At 71.8% G+C, this 15,244-nt stretch carries 12 protein-coding genes and 1 tRNA gene; 5 read left to right on the top strand and 8 right to left on the bottom strand.

Annotation, left to right across the window (positions count from 1 at the left end):
- Positions 1-461: 461 nt before the first annotated feature.
- The 3 genes from D2L64_RS26550 to D2L64_RS26540 form a co-directional block, all read right to left on the bottom strand.
- Positions 462-535: transfer RNA gene (locus tag D2L64_RS26550), tRNA-Met, on the bottom strand.
- Positions 536-714: 179 nt separating this feature from the next.
- Positions 715-3,717: a UPF0182 family membrane protein gene (locus D2L64_RS26545; RefSeq protein WP_199714807.1), complete on the bottom strand. Its 3,003-nt coding sequence runs from the start codon at positions 3,715-3,717 to the stop codon at positions 715-717.
- Between the two features lie 195 nt (positions 3,718-3,912).
- Positions 3,913-4,926: a YlbL family protein gene (locus D2L64_RS26540; RefSeq protein WP_199714806.1), complete on the bottom strand. Its 1,014-nt coding sequence runs from the start codon at positions 4,924-4,926 to the stop codon at positions 3,913-3,915.
- Positions 4,927-5,040: 114 nt separating this feature from the next.
- Here D2L64_RS26540 and D2L64_RS26535 point away from each other — a divergent pair, with 114 nt between their 5' ends.
- The gene (locus D2L64_RS26535; RefSeq protein WP_199714805.1) at positions 5,041-6,342 is read left to right on the top strand and encodes a zinc-dependent metalloprotease; all 1,302 of its coding nucleotides are present in this window, start codon (positions 5,041-5,043) and stop codon (positions 6,340-6,342) included.
- Positions 6,343-6,699: 357 nt separating this feature from the next.
- Here the strand turns inward: D2L64_RS26535 and D2L64_RS26530 are convergent, their stop codons facing one another.
- A complete protein-coding gene (locus D2L64_RS26530; protein ID WP_119579931.1) occupies positions 6,700-7,422 on the bottom strand; it encodes a hypothetical protein in 723 nt (240 codons plus the stop codon).
- A gap of 86 nt (positions 7,423-7,508) precedes the next feature.
- Entirely contained in the window at positions 7,509-8,030 is a 522-nt protein-coding gene (locus D2L64_RS26525) for a M48 metallopeptidase family protein (RefSeq protein ID WP_119579930.1), read from the bottom strand.
- A 531-nt stretch (positions 8,031-8,561) separates the two neighbouring features.
- Here D2L64_RS26525 and D2L64_RS27715 point away from each other — a divergent pair.
- The 3 genes from D2L64_RS27715 to D2L64_RS26515 all read left to right on the top strand — a co-directional run bounded on the left by D2L64_RS27715 (position 8,562) and on the right by D2L64_RS26515 (position 11,366).
- Positions 8,562-8,729, top strand: a complete 168-nt coding sequence (locus tag D2L64_RS27715; protein WP_199714804.1) for a DUF5679 domain-containing protein — start codon at positions 8,562-8,564, stop codon at positions 8,727-8,729.
- Between the two features lie 194 nt (positions 8,730-8,923).
- On the top strand, positions 8,924-10,027 hold the full coding sequence (locus tag D2L64_RS26520; protein WP_119579929.1) for a TOMM precursor leader peptide-binding protein: 1,104 nt from the start codon (positions 8,924-8,926) through the stop codon (positions 10,025-10,027).
- Between the two features lie 10 nt (positions 10,028-10,037).
- The gene (locus D2L64_RS26515) at positions 10,038-11,366 is read left to right on the top strand and encodes an ABC1 kinase family protein (protein ID WP_119579936.1); all 1,329 of its coding nucleotides are present in this window, start codon (positions 10,038-10,040) and stop codon (positions 11,364-11,366) included.
- Positions 11,367-11,666: 300 nt separating this feature from the next.
- Here the strand turns inward: D2L64_RS26515 and D2L64_RS26505 are convergent, their stop codons facing one another.
- From D2L64_RS26505 to D2L64_RS26495, 3 genes are all read right to left on the bottom strand, one after another.
- Complete coding sequence (locus tag D2L64_RS26505; RefSeq protein ID WP_119579927.1) at positions 11,667-12,029, bottom strand: WhiB family transcriptional regulator; 363 nt, start codon at positions 12,027-12,029, stop codon at positions 11,667-11,669.
- A gap of 134 nt (positions 12,030-12,163) precedes the next feature.
- The gene (locus tag D2L64_RS26500) at positions 12,164-12,451 is read right to left on the bottom strand and encodes a hypothetical protein (protein ID WP_119579935.1); all 288 of its coding nucleotides are present in this window, start codon (positions 12,449-12,451) and stop codon (positions 12,164-12,166) included.
- Positions 12,452-12,590: 139 nt separating this feature from the next.
- On the bottom strand, positions 12,591-14,741 hold the full coding sequence (locus D2L64_RS26495) for an ATP-dependent DNA helicase UvrD2 (RefSeq protein ID WP_119579926.1): 2,151 nt from the start codon (positions 14,739-14,741) through the stop codon (positions 12,591-12,593).
- Between the two features lie 94 nt (positions 14,742-14,835).
- Here D2L64_RS26495 and D2L64_RS26490 point away from each other — a divergent pair, with 94 nt between their 5' ends.
- Positions 14,836-15,078, top strand: a complete 243-nt coding sequence (locus tag D2L64_RS26490; RefSeq protein ID WP_119579925.1) for a mycoredoxin — start codon at positions 14,836-14,838, stop codon at positions 15,076-15,078.
- Positions 15,079-15,244: the final 166 nt, after the last annotated feature.

The following is a 15,244-nucleotide window of genomic DNA, read 5'->3' as shown; positions in this document are numbered from 1 at the left end:
CTCACCACGTCCCCCACCACCCACCACCCACCGCCCCACCGCACCGCCACCCGTCGCCCCGCCGCCCGCCGCCCCGTCGCCCCGTCGCCCCGTCGCCCCGTCGCCCCGCCGCCCCGTCGCCCCGTCGCCCCGTCGATCATGGAATTACTGTCGCCCGCCGCCGCGATCATGGAGTTACTGTCGCCACAAAAGATGCATTCCGCCATCAATCCACGACCACAACTGCATGGTCGGCGCATGGCGCCGCCGCGACGCGTAGGGGTGCGGCGCTTGGGGGCGTGGGGGGCGGCATGCGCGGCGCACGGAGGAGGTAACGGGCGGGCGAGGGGCGTGGGGTGCGGCATGTGCGGCGCACGGCGCCGCCGCGGCACGTGGGGGGCGGCACGCGAGGGGGTGCGGCGTGGGGATGGGGCGGGGAAAGCGAACGACCCCGGACGGGGTCCGGGGTCGTTCGGTGATCGTAGCGGGGACAGGATTTGAACCTGCGACCTCTGGGTTATGAGCCCAGCGAGCTACCGAGCTGCTCCACCCCGCGTCGGTAGATCCACCGTAGCGCACCGACCCACGCCGCCGCAAAACGACCCACCGAATGCCGGGTGCCCGACCCGGCGGCGGCATCGAACAGTTCGCCGGGCAGGGCCAGCGGGGCCGGACAGCCGGAAGGGCCCGCGGCAGCGACTGATCGCCGGGCCGCGGGCCCTCACCGGTCGTACGTCAGCCGTTCGGTGACGGGGTACCCGTCGGCGCCGGTGCCTGCGCGCCGTTCCCGCTCGCCGCCTGCTGTGCCTGCTGGAAGGCGGTCAGCGCGTCGTCCAGTTCCTTCAGCGCACGGCCGTACCGCTCGAAGTCGCCGGACGTCTGCGCGGCCCGCACCTCGGTGATCGCGGCCTGTACCCGGTCGGCGGCCACCGCCAGTTCACCGGTGAGCGGCGGTGCGGTACCGGGAGACGGGGTGGCCGACGGGCTGGGCGACGGCTCCTCACCGTCGGCCGGCGGCTCCTCGGTGGCCGGCGGCGGGTTGCCGGCGGCCGCCCGCTTGCCCTGCTCGACGAGCTGCTTGATGCCGTCGGCCGGGTTGTCGGCCAGCACCACGAACGAGCCGCCGTCACCGTACGACATCAGCACCTTCTGCAGCAGCGGGTACGCGTCGGTCTGGTTGCTCTTCACGTAGACCGGCTCGACGTAGAGCATCCCGTTGCCGAACGGCAGGGAGAGCAGGTTGCCGTACTGCACCTGAGCCTGGTTCGAGGAGAGCAGGTTCAGCTGCTGCCGGATGTTGGCGTTGTTGGTCATCTGCTGGTGCACCTGCACCGGACCGGAGATCCGGGTCTGGTCGGGCAACTCCAGCACCTGCAACCTCGGCTGCCCGTCCTGGTACGACGCGGAGATCAACGCGGCCAGGTTCTGTCGGCCGTTCGGGGTGACCGCGCTGGTCAGCTGGAAGGTCGGCGCGTCCTGCCCGGGCAGCTGGGTGTAGAGGTAGTACGGCGGCTGCTTCACCCCGCTGTCCGGTGCGTCCGGCACGTTCGGCACCTGCCAGAAGTCCTGCCCGGAGTAGAAGTCACCGGGGCTGGTGACGTGGAACCGGGTCAGCAGGTTGCGCTGCACCTTGAACAGGTCCGCCGGGTAGCGGAAGTGCTCGACCAGCGATGGCGGGATCTCCGCGCGCGGGGTGACCAGGTCCCCGCCGAACGCCTTGTTCCACGCCTTGAGCACCGGGTCGTTCTCGTCGAACTCGTAGAGGGTGACCGTGCCGTCGTACGCGTCCACGGTCGCCTTGACCGAGTTGCGGATGTAGTTGACGTTCTCCCGGGCCAGCTGGATGGTGCCCCGGCCGGTCAGCTCGTCGGTGGTCTCCTGCTGGAGGTTGACCCGCTCGGCGTACGGGTAGGTGGCGGAGGTGGTGTAACCGTCAACGATCCAGAGCACCCGGCCGTCGACGATCGCCGGGTACGGGTCACCGTCCAGGGTGAGGAAGGGCGCGACCTTCTCCACCCGGTCCCGGGGGTTACGCACGTAGAGCAGCTTGGAGTTGTCGTTCACCGCCTCGGAGAGCAGGAAGTTCGCCTCCTGCTCCTTGATCGCGTAGAGCAGCCGCCGGGTGAACGAGCCGATCTCGACGCCGCCCTCACCGCTGTAGGTGTAGTACGACTCGCGCCCCTCGCCGCTCTCGCCGGCCGGCCGGTCGAACTCGGCCGGGTTGGCGTCCGGGTTGGGCTTGCCGACGATGGCGTAGTCGCCGTCCTGCATCCGCTCGCCGTAGTAGATCCGGGGCTGGTTGGCCGGGATCAGGTCGGCGGGCGAGGAGCAGGACTCCTGCGACCGCTCGCCGAGGAAGCCGGAGACGAAGAACGGCTGGCCACCGCAGACCACCCGGTTGGCCGGGGCGGCCACCACCCCGTACCCGTGGGTGTAGACGGTGTGCCGGTTGATCCAGTTGCTCTGCTGAGCGGTCAGCTCGCCGTAGTTGATCTCACGTACGCCGACCACGTAGTCCTGGGTGTTCCCGTCGATCGTGTACCGGTCGATGTCAAGCTTCGGCCCGAAGTCGTAGAAGCCACGGACCTGCTGCAACTGGGTGTAGGTCTCGCTGACCAGCTGCGGGTCGAGCAGCCGGGCGTTCGGCACCACCGAGGTGTCGGTGGCCAGGCTCTCCGGCGGGTTCAGGTTGCTGGCCGCGTACGCCGAGTGCTGCGCGATGTCCATCCCGAACGAGGCCCGGGTGGCCTCGATGCTGCGCTCGATGTACGGCGCCTCCTTGTCCCGGGCGCTCGGCTTGACCTCGAAGGTCTGCACCGCCCAGGGGTAGATGCCGCCGATCGCCACCGCGGAGACACCGAGCAGGGCCAGCGAGATGCCCGGCCAGACCAGGTTCCGCATCCAGGCGTTGGAGAAGACGATGATCGCGATCGCCACCACCACGGAGATGTACGCGAGGATCTCCTTGGCCGGCAGCAGCGCGTTGATGTCGGCGTACCCGGCGCCGTAGACGCCCACCCCGTCGTTGTACTCAAGCAGCATCGAGCGCCGGTCCAGCACGTAGGCGACCGCTTTGAGCAGGACGAAGACCGCGACCAGCGAACTCAGGTGGGCGCGGGCCGCGTTGCTCATCCGGTCGCCGACACCCTGTAGGCGCACCCCGCCGAAGAGGTAGTGCACGGCCAGCGCGCCGATCAGCGCCAGCACCACAGCGGTGAAGCCGAGCCCGAGCAGGAACCGCCAGAACGGCAGCTGGAACACGTAGAAGCCGAGGTCGACGCCGAACTCCGGGTCGTCGATGCCGAAGTTGCCGCCGTTACGGAAGAGCAGCCACTGGCTCCAGCGGCTCTGCGCGGAGAGGCCGGCGAACAGGCCCACGGTCACCGCGGCCAGCGTGATCCACCAGCCGAGCCGGGGGTTCAGCAGCATCCGGTAGCGCTCCAGCGTGGCCTGCTCCGGAGAGTGCGGTCGGATCCGCGGGCGCAGCCGTTGCGCGAGCCAGAGGTTGCCGCCGACGATCGCCGCCATGCCCACGGCGGCGGCCAGGAAGAGCAGCAGCCGGGTGACGAGCACCCCGGTGAAGACCTGGGTGTAGTCGACCTCGCTGAACCAGAGCCAGTCCGTCCACGCCTGCACCCCCCAGCCGAGCAGGGTGAACAGGATGAACACCCCGACCAGGACACCGACCGTGACGCGTCCGCGTCGGCTCATCCTCGGCAGGGGGCTGCTACTACGCATGACCACTGTTGGCTCCGCACGCTCGATATGATCGGCACCGACCAGGCACCCAGAGTACGGGGTGTTTCTGAATGCGTCCGCGCGTGGTCACGTCGTACCCGCCGACGGCGGCCCGCCAACCGGCTCGGTCAGTCCCGTTGCGGGCGCCGGAGCACCGCCCCTACGCCGGTTCCGCGGTACGGATCCACAGCGCGGTCAGCAGTGCGTCGGCTCGCCTCCGGAGCGGAGCGTCTCCAGCGCCGTCAACGCCTCGTCGAGCGAGCCCACCTTCACCAACGGCAGGTCGGGCTGGCGGTTGCGCAGCGCCTCGGCACAGTTCGCCGCCGGCACCAGGAAGACCGTCGCGCCGGCCTTCTTCGCACCGACCAGCTTCTGCGGGATGCCGCCGATCGGGCCGACCTGACCGGCGTCGTCGATCGTGCCGGTGCCGGCGATGACCCGCCCGCCGGTGAGATCCTCCGGGGTCAACTTGTCGATGATGCCGAGGGCGAACATCAGACCGGCGCTCGGGCCACCGATGTCCTTCAGGTCGAAGGAGAGGGTGAACGGGTGCGGCTGCTGCTGCCCGATGTCGACGCCGATGCGCGGCCGGCCGTCCAACTCCCGGCTGGTGATCGTGGCGGTGTCCGCCGCGCCGTCCCGGGTGTAACCGATCCGGAGCGCCGTGCCGGCGGGCTTCGCCCGGATCAGTTCGGTCAGCCGCGCGGCCAGCGGCACCGGCTCGCCGTCCACCGAGGTGATCACATCGCCCTCCTTGAGCACCCCGGCCGCCGGGCCGTCGGCGGCGACCGACCTGACCACCACCTGCACCTCGTACCCGAGTTTGCGCAGCGCGGCCGTCTCGGCGCTGGTCTGGGAGACCTGGAAGTCCTCGGCGTTGCGCTGTTCGACCTGCTCCCTGCTCTCCCCCGGCGGGTAGACCAACTCGCGCGGCACCACCGCCTGGTCGTCGGCGAACCAGCCCTGGATGGCCGAGCGCAGCTTGACGCTGGGCTGCACCCCCACCGTGGTCAACCGGAGCTGGCCGGCGGAGGTCGAGGTCTCCCGCCCGGTGACCTGGATGACCTCCTTGCCGTCCTCCTGGCCGAGGGTGTCGACGGTCGGACCGGGGCCGAGCACCACGTACGGTACGGGCGCGCCGAGCACCCCGATGCTGAGCAGAGCGGTGAGCAGAGCACCGAGCAGTACGGTCACGCCGCGACGTCTCATGCCGCAGAGCGTACCGATCCGGGCGATGACGCCCGTCCGGCACGACCACGACTTCGCCCTCAGCGCAACCGCGGCGCGGGCGACCTGGGGCGCGGCGCGCGTACCGTAGACGTCGTGCCTGATATTCCGTTCGGTTTCGCGCTCCCGGGTGGGCAGCCGCCCGACCCCAACGACCCCGCGCAGATGCAGCAGTTCATGTCGCAGTTGCAGCACCTGCTCTCCGCGCCGGGCAGCGGGCCGGTCAACTGGGACCTGGCCCGGCAGGTCGCGGCCAGCCAGCTCGCCGCGGCGGGCGACCCGGCGGTCTCGCCATACGAACGCAACGCCGTCGAGGAGGCGCTGCGCATCGCGGACCTCTGGCTGGAACCGGCCTCCGCGCTGCCCTCCGGCATCAAGACCACGGTGGCCTGGAACCGCAACGAGTGGATCTTCAAGACCCTCGACGTCTGGCGCAAGCTCTGCGACCCGGTGGCCAGCCGGATGGTCGGCGCGATGGGCGACCTGGTGCCGCCGGAGGCGCGCGCCCAACTCGGGCCGATGCAGTCGATGGTCGCCACCCTCGGTGGCGCCCTCTTCGGCGGTCAGCTCGGCCAGGCGCTCGGCTCGCTCGCCGCCGAGGTGCTCTCCGTCGGCGACATCGGCCTGCCGCTCGGCCCGGCCGGGACCGCCGCGCTGATCCCGGCCAACATCCGGGGCTACGGCGAGGGCCTCGAGCTGCCCGAGGACGAGGTCCGCCTCTACGTGGCGCTGCGTGAGGCGGCGCACCAACGGCTGTTCGAGCACGTGCCGTGGCTTCGTGGGCACGTGCTCAACGCGGTGGAGACGTACGCGGCGGGCATCCGGGTCAACCGGGAGGCGATCGAGGAGGCGATGGGCCGGGTCGACCCGACCGACCCGGAGTCGATGCAGGCGATCGCGCTGGAAGGGATCTTCACGCCGGAGGACAGCCCGGCGCAGAAGGCCTCCCTGGCCCGGCTGGAGACCGCTCTCGCCCTGGTCGAGGGCTGGGTCTGCCACGTGGTCGACGGCGCCGCGGCCGGCCGGCTGCCGAACGTGGTGGCGTTGGGCGAGGCGTTCCGCCGGCGCCGGGCCGCCGGTGGGCCGGCCGAGCAGACCTTCGCCGCGCTGGTCGGGCTGGAGTTGCGGCCCCGGCGGCTGCGCGAGGCCGCCGCGCTCTGGGCGGCGCTCACCGAGCACCGGGGCATCGCCGGCCGGGACGCCCTGTGGGGTCACCCCGACCTGCTGCCCTCCGACGACGACTTCGCCGACCCGGTGGCCTTCGCCATGGCCGACGTCGACCTGATGACGGAGCTGGAGAACTTCGACTTCACCGCCCCCGGCGGTCCGGAGGAGAAGTCGCCGGGCGAGCAGGACCGCCGGGACGACGACCCCAAGGGTGGCGGCGCCCCGTCCTGACCACGGGCACCGCGTCCGCGCCGCCGCCCCTGCGCGGGATCCCCGCCCACCGTCGCTGTCGTTCTCGGCGGCGGCTGGTCCTGCGCGGGATCCCCGCCCACCGTTGCTGTCGTTGTCGGCGGCGGCTGGTCCTGCGCGGGATCCCGCCGCCGATGCAGCCCGGTGGTGGTCGACCCGGTCAAAGCCCCGGTCCTGCGCTGACCCGAGCCCACGGTCGTGAAGATCACGCTCGATCCGGGATCGAGTGGCTTCGCGGTGTCTCTGAATCCACTCGATCCCGGATCGAGAGTCCGTCAGTCACGCTGGCTGGTGTCACGCCAGGCGGCGTTCGTCACGCCGAGCCGGGCCAGTTCGTGTTCAGGCGCTGCCGGGCCGGCCGGCGCCGGACAGCAGGGCGCGGGTGTTCTCCCAGCCGCCGAGGGCCGGGTCGAGCCGGGCCAGGTCCGCCGGGCCGCGCAGCCGGTGCCAGGACGGCGTGACCGCCAGGTCACCCGGGCGGGGCGCCACCGCGCGCACGGCGGCGGGCACCGCGGCGTCCAGATCCAGCGACGGCAGCCAGGAGGGTACGGGCAACCGAGCGGCGGCGCCCAGCAACCCGGAGCCGCCCTCGACCGGAGCGACCGCCACCGGCCGGCTGGTCAGCGGGCGCAGCAGCTTGCCGATGGTGAGCCCGGGCAGGTCGGGGGCGTCTCCGGCGACCACTGCCGCCTGCTCGTACCCGCGGTCGTCCGGACGATCGTCATCCGGCCCCGCCACGTCGTCCCGGGCCGGACCGGCACTGGCACTGGCACTGGCACCGGCACTGGCACTGGCACTGGAACTGGAACTGGCGGGGAGCGTGGCGAAGACCGCGTTCGGGGTCGGCTCGGACACCTCGTAGACGCTGGTGCCCGGCCAGATCACCGCGTCGGCGAGCCAGCGGTCGGTCGGGGTGACCGCCACCGCGGTGTCCACCTCGTTGAGCGTGGCGAGCAGATCCACCACGTCTTCGGCGAGCGCCCTACGCCAGTCCACCAGATCGAGGCCGGGCGGCGCCCAGACGACGGGCGCGAGCAGCGCCACCACCACACGTCGGGCCATCCCCTGACCCTACGCCGGGGCCGTGCGACCCGGCACGGCTGCCGCCCGCCACCGGGCGGCCGTCCAACAGCGGCGGCCGGGGCGATTCAGGGTGCGCCGGAGACGGCGGCGACCCCTTCCAGGTAGCCGCGGGCGCGCTCGGTCTTCGAGTACCGGCCGACCAGGGCCCAGAACTGGGCGTTGTGGCTGGGCACGATGAGGTGGACGAGTTCGTGCAGCAGCACGTAGTCGATCACCCAGTCGGGCATCTCCTGGAGCCGGTCCGACAGCCGGATGGAACGGTCCGCGGGGGTGCACGATCCCCACCGGCCGTTCTGGTTGTTCACCCAACGGACGCTCGCCGGTAGCGCCTGATCGCCGTACTCGGTCAGGAACAGGTTGATCAGCCGGCCGGCTCGGGCCAGCAGTTCCGCGTCGGAGCGGGTCAGGCGGCCCTCTCGGGCGGCGAGCCGGGCGAGCATCCGGTCGACCCACTCGCTCTCCTCGGCCCGGGAGAACTGGTCCGGGATGAGGACGACGACGCGTTCACCGTCGCGGTAGGCGGACACCGTACGTCGCCGGCGCTGGCTGCGCCGTACCTCGACGACCGGCTTCCGCGGCCCAGCCATCAGTGGACCGCGCAGCCTCGGTTTGCTGTCACGATGGCACGGTAATCCGTCGCGACCAGGGGTCCGCAAGGGTCAACCCTCGACACGCGCCCGGAAAATGGGGATTGGTCGCCAGGAGTCCCGAAAAAAATCCTGCCGGGGTGGGCCGCCCGCGTCACGATCACCCTTCGTGGTGGCCGTCGAGGCGTCACGCCGGCTCCGCCACCACGGTAAGTGATCATCGGATCGGGCCGACAGCCGGGGGATCAGCCCCGCACGTGACCGCGACCAGCGGGTTTGCGGGCCCTCAGTCGGCGTGTCCCCGCCAAACTGACTGATCTGACCCGATTCGGCGTGCACACTCTCGACGTCGCCTTGCTCACAGTGGCAATGCGCAGCTGACATGGAACTGCCCACACCTGGGTAGGGTCCGCCAACCAGCGGTCACGTGGGTGGCCGCGGGAAAGACCCCAGCGCCGGGCGCGGAGAGCGACCGCCGCCGGGAAACCGCCGGACCGGTATCGACCCGGCGGACGAGACGAGGAGGGCACCGTGGCCGACCAGGCCCAGAGCTACAACGGTTACTGCGTCAAGTGCAAGGAGAAGCGGGATTTCGAAGGCCGCGTCGAGGTCTCGAAGACCGGCATGAACATGGCCAAGGGCAAGTGTCCGGTGTGCGGCACAACAGTGAACCGCATCCTGGGCAAGGCGAAGGTCTGACCTTCGCGTACCGCGAACGGGGGTGGCCGGCCGGGCCACCCCCGTTCGCGTATCCGCTGACTGTCGGCCAACCGACTCGGTTACCGGCAGGTTGTGGATATCTCGCCTGATCCTGTGGACAACGCTGGATCTGGGGCTGCCCACCTGTGGACAACGATCGACGGACAGCAGGGATTCGCTCACTATTCGTATCCATGTCGCTGCCTACCCCGTCCCCTCGCCCGACCCTGCTGCCCGGTCTCACCCGGCTCTGGCGCGACCGGCACACCCTGCAACTCGGGCTCGGCGCAGAGCGAGCCGTCCTGGTCGAGATCGCTGACCCGCGGGCCGTCCGGCTGCTCGACCTGCTCGACGGCGCCCACAGCGAGCGGCAGGTGCTGACCGGTGTGACCGGCGACGGTGTCCGCCCTGAACACGCGCATGCCCTGCTCGACGCCCTGCGCGCGGCCGGTCTGGTGGTGCCGGCGCACACGCTGTGGCCCCGGGATCTCGCCGGGCCCCGCCGGACCCAACTCGCCGCGGAGGCCGACGCGTTGGCGCTTGCCGCCGACCGGTTGCCGGGAACTCCCGCACAGGTACTCCGGCGTCGACTGGCGGCCCGGGTGACGGTCACCGGTGTCGGCCCGTGCGGCGCCGCCATCGCCGTCGCACTGGCCCAGGCCGGAGTCGGCCACGTGCACCCCGCCCTGCCCGGCCCGGTCCGGCCGGTGGACCTGGTCGGCACCGGAATCCCAGCCGAGGAGATCGGGCGTCCGCTCGGCCGGACGGTCCAGGCGTTAGTGGCCCGGGCGGCACCGGGCACCGCCACCGGCCCGCTGCGCCGGCCCCGGCCCGACCTCGTGATCCAGCTCGGCGTCGACCGGCCCGCCGCACTGCTGGCCGCCGGCCACGCCCAACGGCGGCAGCCACACCTGCTGGTCGACATCCGGGAGGGCGTACCGGTGGTCGGGCCGCTGGTCCGCCCGCCGGCCGGGCCCTGTCTTGGCTGTCTCGACCTGCACCGCACCGACCGGGATCCCGACTGGCCGGCGCTCGCCGCCCAGCTCGCCGGTGGCCCGTCCGGGTCGACCTGCGCCGCGGGCACCCTGCTCGCGGCGACCGCCTACGCGGTGAGCGAGGTGTTGAGCCAGTTGGACGGCGGTACCCCGGAGACCCTCGGCGGGGCGATCGAGGTGGTGGCACCGGGCAACGTCCGGCGCCGCCGGTGGCCGCCGCACCCCCGCTGCGGCTGCGGACGCCGTCGGATGTCAGGTGGGCAGCCCGGCCGCACGGCAGCAGCGGGCCCGCCGAGTCGGTAACAATGGCGAGGTGACCGACATCCCGCGCCGGGCCGTGTCCCGTACCGCCAAGCTCGCCGCTCTGCCGCTCGGCTTCGCCGGTCGGACCGTCCTCGGCATGGGAAAGCGTGTCACCGGGCTCGCCTCCGACGTGATCTCGGCGGAGATCCAGCAGCGTACGGCCGAGCAGCTGTTCAGCGTCCTCGGTCAGCTCAAGGGTGGGGCGATGAAGTTCGGGCAGGCGCTCTCGGTCTTCGAGGCGGCCCTGCCGGAGGAGATCGCCGCGCCCTACCGGCAGGCCCTGACCAAGCTGCAGGAGGCCGCGCCGCCGCTGCCGGCGGCGAGCGTGCACAAGGTGCTGGCCGAGCAGCTGGGCCCGGCCTGGCGGGAGCGGTTCGTGACCTTCGACGACACGCCCGCCGCGGCGGCCAGCATCGGTCAGGTGCACCGCGCGGTGTGGCGGATGCCGGACGGCACCGGCCGGGACGCGGCCGTCAAGATCCAGTACCCGGGGGCCGGCGACGCGCTGCTCGGCGACCTCAAGCAGCTCTCCCGGCTGGGTGGCATGTTCCGGGCCATCCAACCGGGGCTGGACATCAAGCCGCTCCTGGCCGAGCTCCGGGAACGGATCGCCGAGGAGTTGGACTACGAACTGGAGGCGGAGTCGCAGCGGGCCTTCGCCGCCGCGTACGCCGACGATCCGGAGATCTTCGTGCCCGCGGTCTTCTCCGCCTCGCCCCGCGTACTGGTCACCGAGTGGGTCGAGGGCCGGCCGCTGGCCGAGATCATCCGGGAGGGCAGCGAGCCGGAGCGGGACGAGGCCGGCCGGCTGATGGCCACCCTGCACCTCTCCGCACCGGCACGAGCCGGACTGCTGCACGCCGATCCGCATCCGGGCAACTTCCGGATACTCGCCGATGGCCGGCTCGGAGTGATCGACTTCGGTGCGGTGGCCCGGATGCCGGAGGGCACCCCGGAGCCGATCGGGCGGATCGCCGGGTTGGCTCTGCGGGGCGACGCCGAGGAGGTGATGGCCGGGCTGCGGGCCGAAGGTTTCGTCGCCACCGCCGAACCGGTCGACGCCCAGGCGCTGCTGGACTTCCTGCGCCCGATGCTGGACCCGATCGCCGCCGACGAGTTCCGGTTCAGCCGGGCCTGGCTGCGCGCCGAGGCCACCCGGCTGGCCAGTCCGCGTTCACCGGCCTACCAGTTCAGCCGCCAGCTCAACCTGCCGCCGTCGTACCTGCTGATCCACCGGGTGACCCTCGGGTCGATCGGGGTGCTGTGCCAACTGGAGGCCAAGGCGCCGTACCGCGGCATCCTGGAACGCTGGCTGCCGGGCTTCGCCCCGGTCAGCTGAGCACAGACCACGACGGCGGGCGGGAACTCACGTTCCCGCCCGCCGTTTCGGTGGTGGTCCTACAGGGCGCCCAGCTCGCGGGCCGACCGGCTGCGGCCGGCCATCGCGACGGTACGGGCGGATCGGGTTGCCTCAGTGCTCGTGGTGGTGCGACCGGCCTGAGGCCGGAGCATTCGAGCCCTCGACAACGCTTCGTGGAGTAGGTGCATCTCGGTGATTCCGTTCGGCAGGTTCAGCATGGTGGTCAGCTTTCTCGCGGCCGGTGCGACACCGGCGAGGTCGGTCTGGTTCGGGAACATGTCAGGCAGCCAGCCGGACGGCACTGCGCGTGGCGAGGCCGTTGGCCGCCAGTCGCGCCTCGGCCTCGACCCGCAGCGCGGCGTCGCGGGCCAGGTCCTCCTTGCGCGGACGGCCCCGGGGCCGCTTACGCGGGACGACCGCGCCACGCTCGAAGATCTCGCCACCCCAGACGCCCCACGGCTCGGCCCGCTCGACCGCGCCGGAGAGGCACTCGACGCGCAGCGGGCAGTCTCCGCAGAGCGACTTGGCCAGTTCCAGCTCGGTGGGTGAGTCGGAGAACCACAGGTCGGGGTCGAACTTCCGGCAGGGCAGGTTCGCCTCCACCTCGACGCTCACGTCGAGTGGGGCCAACGCCAGACTCATCGCCCGGTCACCTCTCTCTCACTTCGATCTCGTGGATCGCTGTTCCGACGTACTTCGGCGGTGCAAAAAGAACTGAGGCCGCGGATCCCGGTATGCGGGTTCCGCGGCCTCGAGGTGAGCCGGTGGTCTGTAGATCAGACCGGTCTACCTCGAGGTGGAACACCGCGGACGTCCATCCGCTTCTTGGCGCCATCGACGCCCTTGCCCGTGAAGCCACTGGTCCCCTGGATGCCGTTCGGCGCTGGTGCGAGGATCAGCTCGGCCTGAACCTCGACCTGGTGCACCTGCGGAGTCCACGGTCGCGTGGCCGCGACGGTCACCCGGCTGGCCGACAGCGGGGCCACGGTGACGGTCGGGGCAGCCGACAGCGGAGCGACGGCAACGGGCAGCACCGTCGGACGCTGGTAGATGTAGCTCTCCATCGGGACCACCTCCTTGACGTTCACTCGTGCTCGACTCGGACACACACCCCGTGAGCAGCCCGAACAGGGCCCCTTGGCGAGGTGTGTCCTGAGGCTATGCCTGCCGACGGGGCGAGGGCAAACGAATTAACGGCCAGATTCAGAAAGTTTTCTGCGGGCAGATTTCGTCGACCGCCGCGCCCCGCACCAGGGCCAGTACCGCCTCCCCGTACAGGCCGAGTTTGCGGGGCCCGATGCCGGCGATCGCGACCAGTTCCTCGGCCCGCCCCGGGCGCCGTTCGGCCAGCGCCACCAGGGTCGCGTCGGTGAAGACGACGTAGGCGGGCACCTTCTGCCCCGCCGCCACCCGGGACCGCCACTCGCGCAACCGCTCGTGCAGCTCGTCGTCGATGTCGGAGGGACAGGTAGCGCAGCGGCCGAGCTTGCGGTCCGGCCCGGCGAGCAGGGTGGTGCCGCAGATCCGACAGGAGACGATCCGGTTGGCCCGCCGTGGGGCGCCCGGCGCCGGGCGGGTACCGGCAGCCCGCTCCGCGGTACCGGACGGCGACAGCTGGGGCAGGAAACGGCACGGGCGGCGGGCCCGCCCACCCGGTGAGCGCGCCGAGGCGTACGACAGCCAGAGCCACTCGCGGGCCCGGGTGATCCCGACATAGAGCAGCCGGCGCTCCTCCTCGACCTGCTCGGCGGTGCGCGCGTACGTGGTGGGCAGGGTGCCCTCGGCCAGCCCGACCAGGAACACCGCGTCCCACTCCAGGCCCTTGGCCGAGTGCAGCGAGGCCAACGTGACGCCCTCGACGGTCGGCACGTGCTGCTGTGCCGCCCGGCGGGCCAACTCGTCGGTGAAGTCGGCCAGGGTGACCGGACGCTCGACCGTGGCCGCCGCGCCCAACGGCAGCAACTGCGGCGTGGCCGCGTACTCCTCGGCGAGCTGGACCAGCGCGGCGAGCGCCTCCCAGCGCTCGCGGGCGGCCCCACCGGCAGGGGGCACGTCGGGCGCCCACCCGACGGCGGCGAGCGCCTCGACCACCGCCGCCGGCAACGGCGTCTCCCCGGGGATCGACCGGGTGGCCGCGCGCAGCGCCACCATCGCCTGCCGCACCTCGGGCCGCTCGAAGAAGCGTTCCGCCCCCTGCACCACGTACGGCACGCCCGCCTCGGCCAGCGCCTTCTCGTACGCCTCGGACTGCGCGTTGGTACGGAACAGCACGGCGATCTCGCGGGCCGGCGTACCGGCGTCGACCAGGACCCGGCAGCGCGCGGCCACCGCGCTCGCTTCAGCCGGCTCGTCGGTGAAGATCCGCAGCTCCGGTGTGGGGCCGGGCGGGCGTTGACCGACCAGTTCCAGCCGCAGCCGCGCCTCGGTGCCGCGCGCCTGCGAGATGACCGCGTTGGCCAGCCCGACCACCTGCGGGGTGGAGCGATAGTCGCGGACCAGCCGAACGACCGTGGCGCCCCGGTGGCGACGCGGGAAGTCGACCAGGTACGACGACGTGGCACCGGTGAACGAGTAGATCGTCTGGCTGGCGTCGCCGACCACGGTCACGTCGTCCCGACCGCCCAGCCAGGCGTCCAGCAGCCGCTGCTGCAACGGGTTGACGTCCTGGTACTCGTCGACGACGAAGTGCCGATACTGGCTACGGACCTGCTCGGCGACATCCGGGTGCTCCTCGATGCCCCAGACCGCGGCGCGCAGCACGTCCTCGAAGTCGATCACCCCGCCGGAGCGCTTGAGTTTCTCGTACGCGGCGAAGACCTCGGCGACCTTCGCCGGCTCGTGCGGCGTCTCCCGCAACGCCTTGGCCGCGGCCACCACGTACTCCCCCGGCTCGACCAGGGACGACTTGGCCCACTCGATCTCACCGGCGAGGTCCCGGGCGGCCGTCCGGTCGGCCCGCAGACCGGCTCGGGCGGCGGCGAGGGTGACCAGCCGGACCTTGCTGTCCAGCAGTTCGGGCATGGCCCGCCCGGCGAGTAGCCGGGGGGCGAAGTAGCGCACCTGGCGCAGTGCGGCGGCGTGGAAGGTCCGCGCCTGGACGCCGGCCACACCGAGCTGCGCGAGCCGGTGGCGCAGTTCGGCGGCGGCCCGGGCGGTGAAGGTGACCGCGAGCACGTGCCGGGACGTGATCTCACCGGTCAACGCCCGGTGCGCGATCCGCGACGTCACCGCCCGGGTCTTGCCGGTGCCGGCGCCAGCCAGTACGCAGACCGGCCCGGCGGGTGCGGTCACCGCCGAGCGTTGCTCTGGATCCAGCCCGGCGAGTACGCGTTCGGACGCGGAGTCGACCACCACAACGGGGAATTGTCTCAGCTGCCCCGGACGTTGCAGCGGATAGCCTGTGCCCTGATCAACAAGTAGCCGGGCCCGACGTTGGAGGATCACACCCATGCTGACGATGTACTCGACCCCCTGGTGCGGCTACTGCCATCGGCTGAAGTCGCAGCTCGATCGGGAGGGGATCGCCTACCAGGTGGTCGACATCGAGCAGGATCCGGCGGCCGCGGAGTTCGTGATGAGCGTCAACGGCGGCAACCAGACCGTACCCACGCTCCGGTTCGCCGACGGCAGCGCCCTCACCAACCCCTCGATCACCCAGGTCAAGGCCCACCTGGCCACCACCACCGCCTAACCCCTCACCTGCACACCCCCTCCCCTCCCTCCCCCTCCCTCGTCTCGCGTCGTTGATCATGAAGTTATTGCCGCCGCGACCGGCGTGTCGAGACAACAACTTCATGATCAACCGGCCTCCGGGGGGTGGGGGGGGGGGGAGGGGGGGGGGGGGGGAGGGGGGGGGG

Origin of the sequence: Micromonospora radicis, from assembly GCF_003583405.1 — a bacterium.
In the GTDB taxonomy this organism is placed as follows: Bacteria; Actinomycetota; Actinomycetes; order Mycobacteriales; family Micromonosporaceae; genus Micromonospora; species Micromonospora radicis.
Note: the sequence above shows the minus strand (reverse complement) of the source record. Positions and strands in the feature narration are given on the sequence as shown.

What these genes read in the sequence shown, in the direction of transcription:
- D2L64_RS26505 (WP_119579927.1), bottom strand. Translation starts at nt 12,029, where the DNA reads ATGAGTCTGGCGTTGGCCCCACTCGACGTGAGCGTCGAGGTGGAGGCG.
- D2L64_RS26540 (WP_199714806.1), bottom strand. Translation starts at nt 4,926, where the DNA reads ATGAGACGTCGCGGCGTGACCGTACTGCTCGGTGCTCTGCTCACCGCT.
- D2L64_RS26530 (WP_119579931.1), bottom strand. Translation starts at nt 7,422, where the DNA reads ATGGCCCGACGTGTGGTGGTGGCGCTGCTCGCGCCCGTCGTCTGGGCG.
- D2L64_RS26525 (WP_119579930.1), bottom strand. Translation starts at nt 8,030, where the DNA reads ATGGCTGGGCCGCGGAAGCCGGTCGTCGAGGTACGGCGCAGCCAGCGC.
- D2L64_RS26490 (WP_119579925.1), top strand. Translation starts at nt 14,836, where the DNA reads ATGCTGACGATGTACTCGACCCCCTGGTGCGGCTACTGCCATCGGCTG.
- D2L64_RS26500 (WP_119579935.1), bottom strand. Translation starts at nt 12,451, where the DNA reads ATGGAGAGCTACATCTACCAGCGTCCGACGGTGCTGCCCGTTGCCGTC.
- D2L64_RS26520 (WP_119579929.1), top strand. Translation starts at nt 8,924, where the DNA reads ATGTCGCTGCCTACCCCGTCCCCTCGCCCGACCCTGCTGCCCGGTCTC.
- D2L64_RS26545 (WP_199714807.1), bottom strand. Translation starts at nt 3,717, where the DNA reads ATGCGTAGTAGCAGCCCCCTGCCGAGGATGAGCCGACGCGGACGCGTC.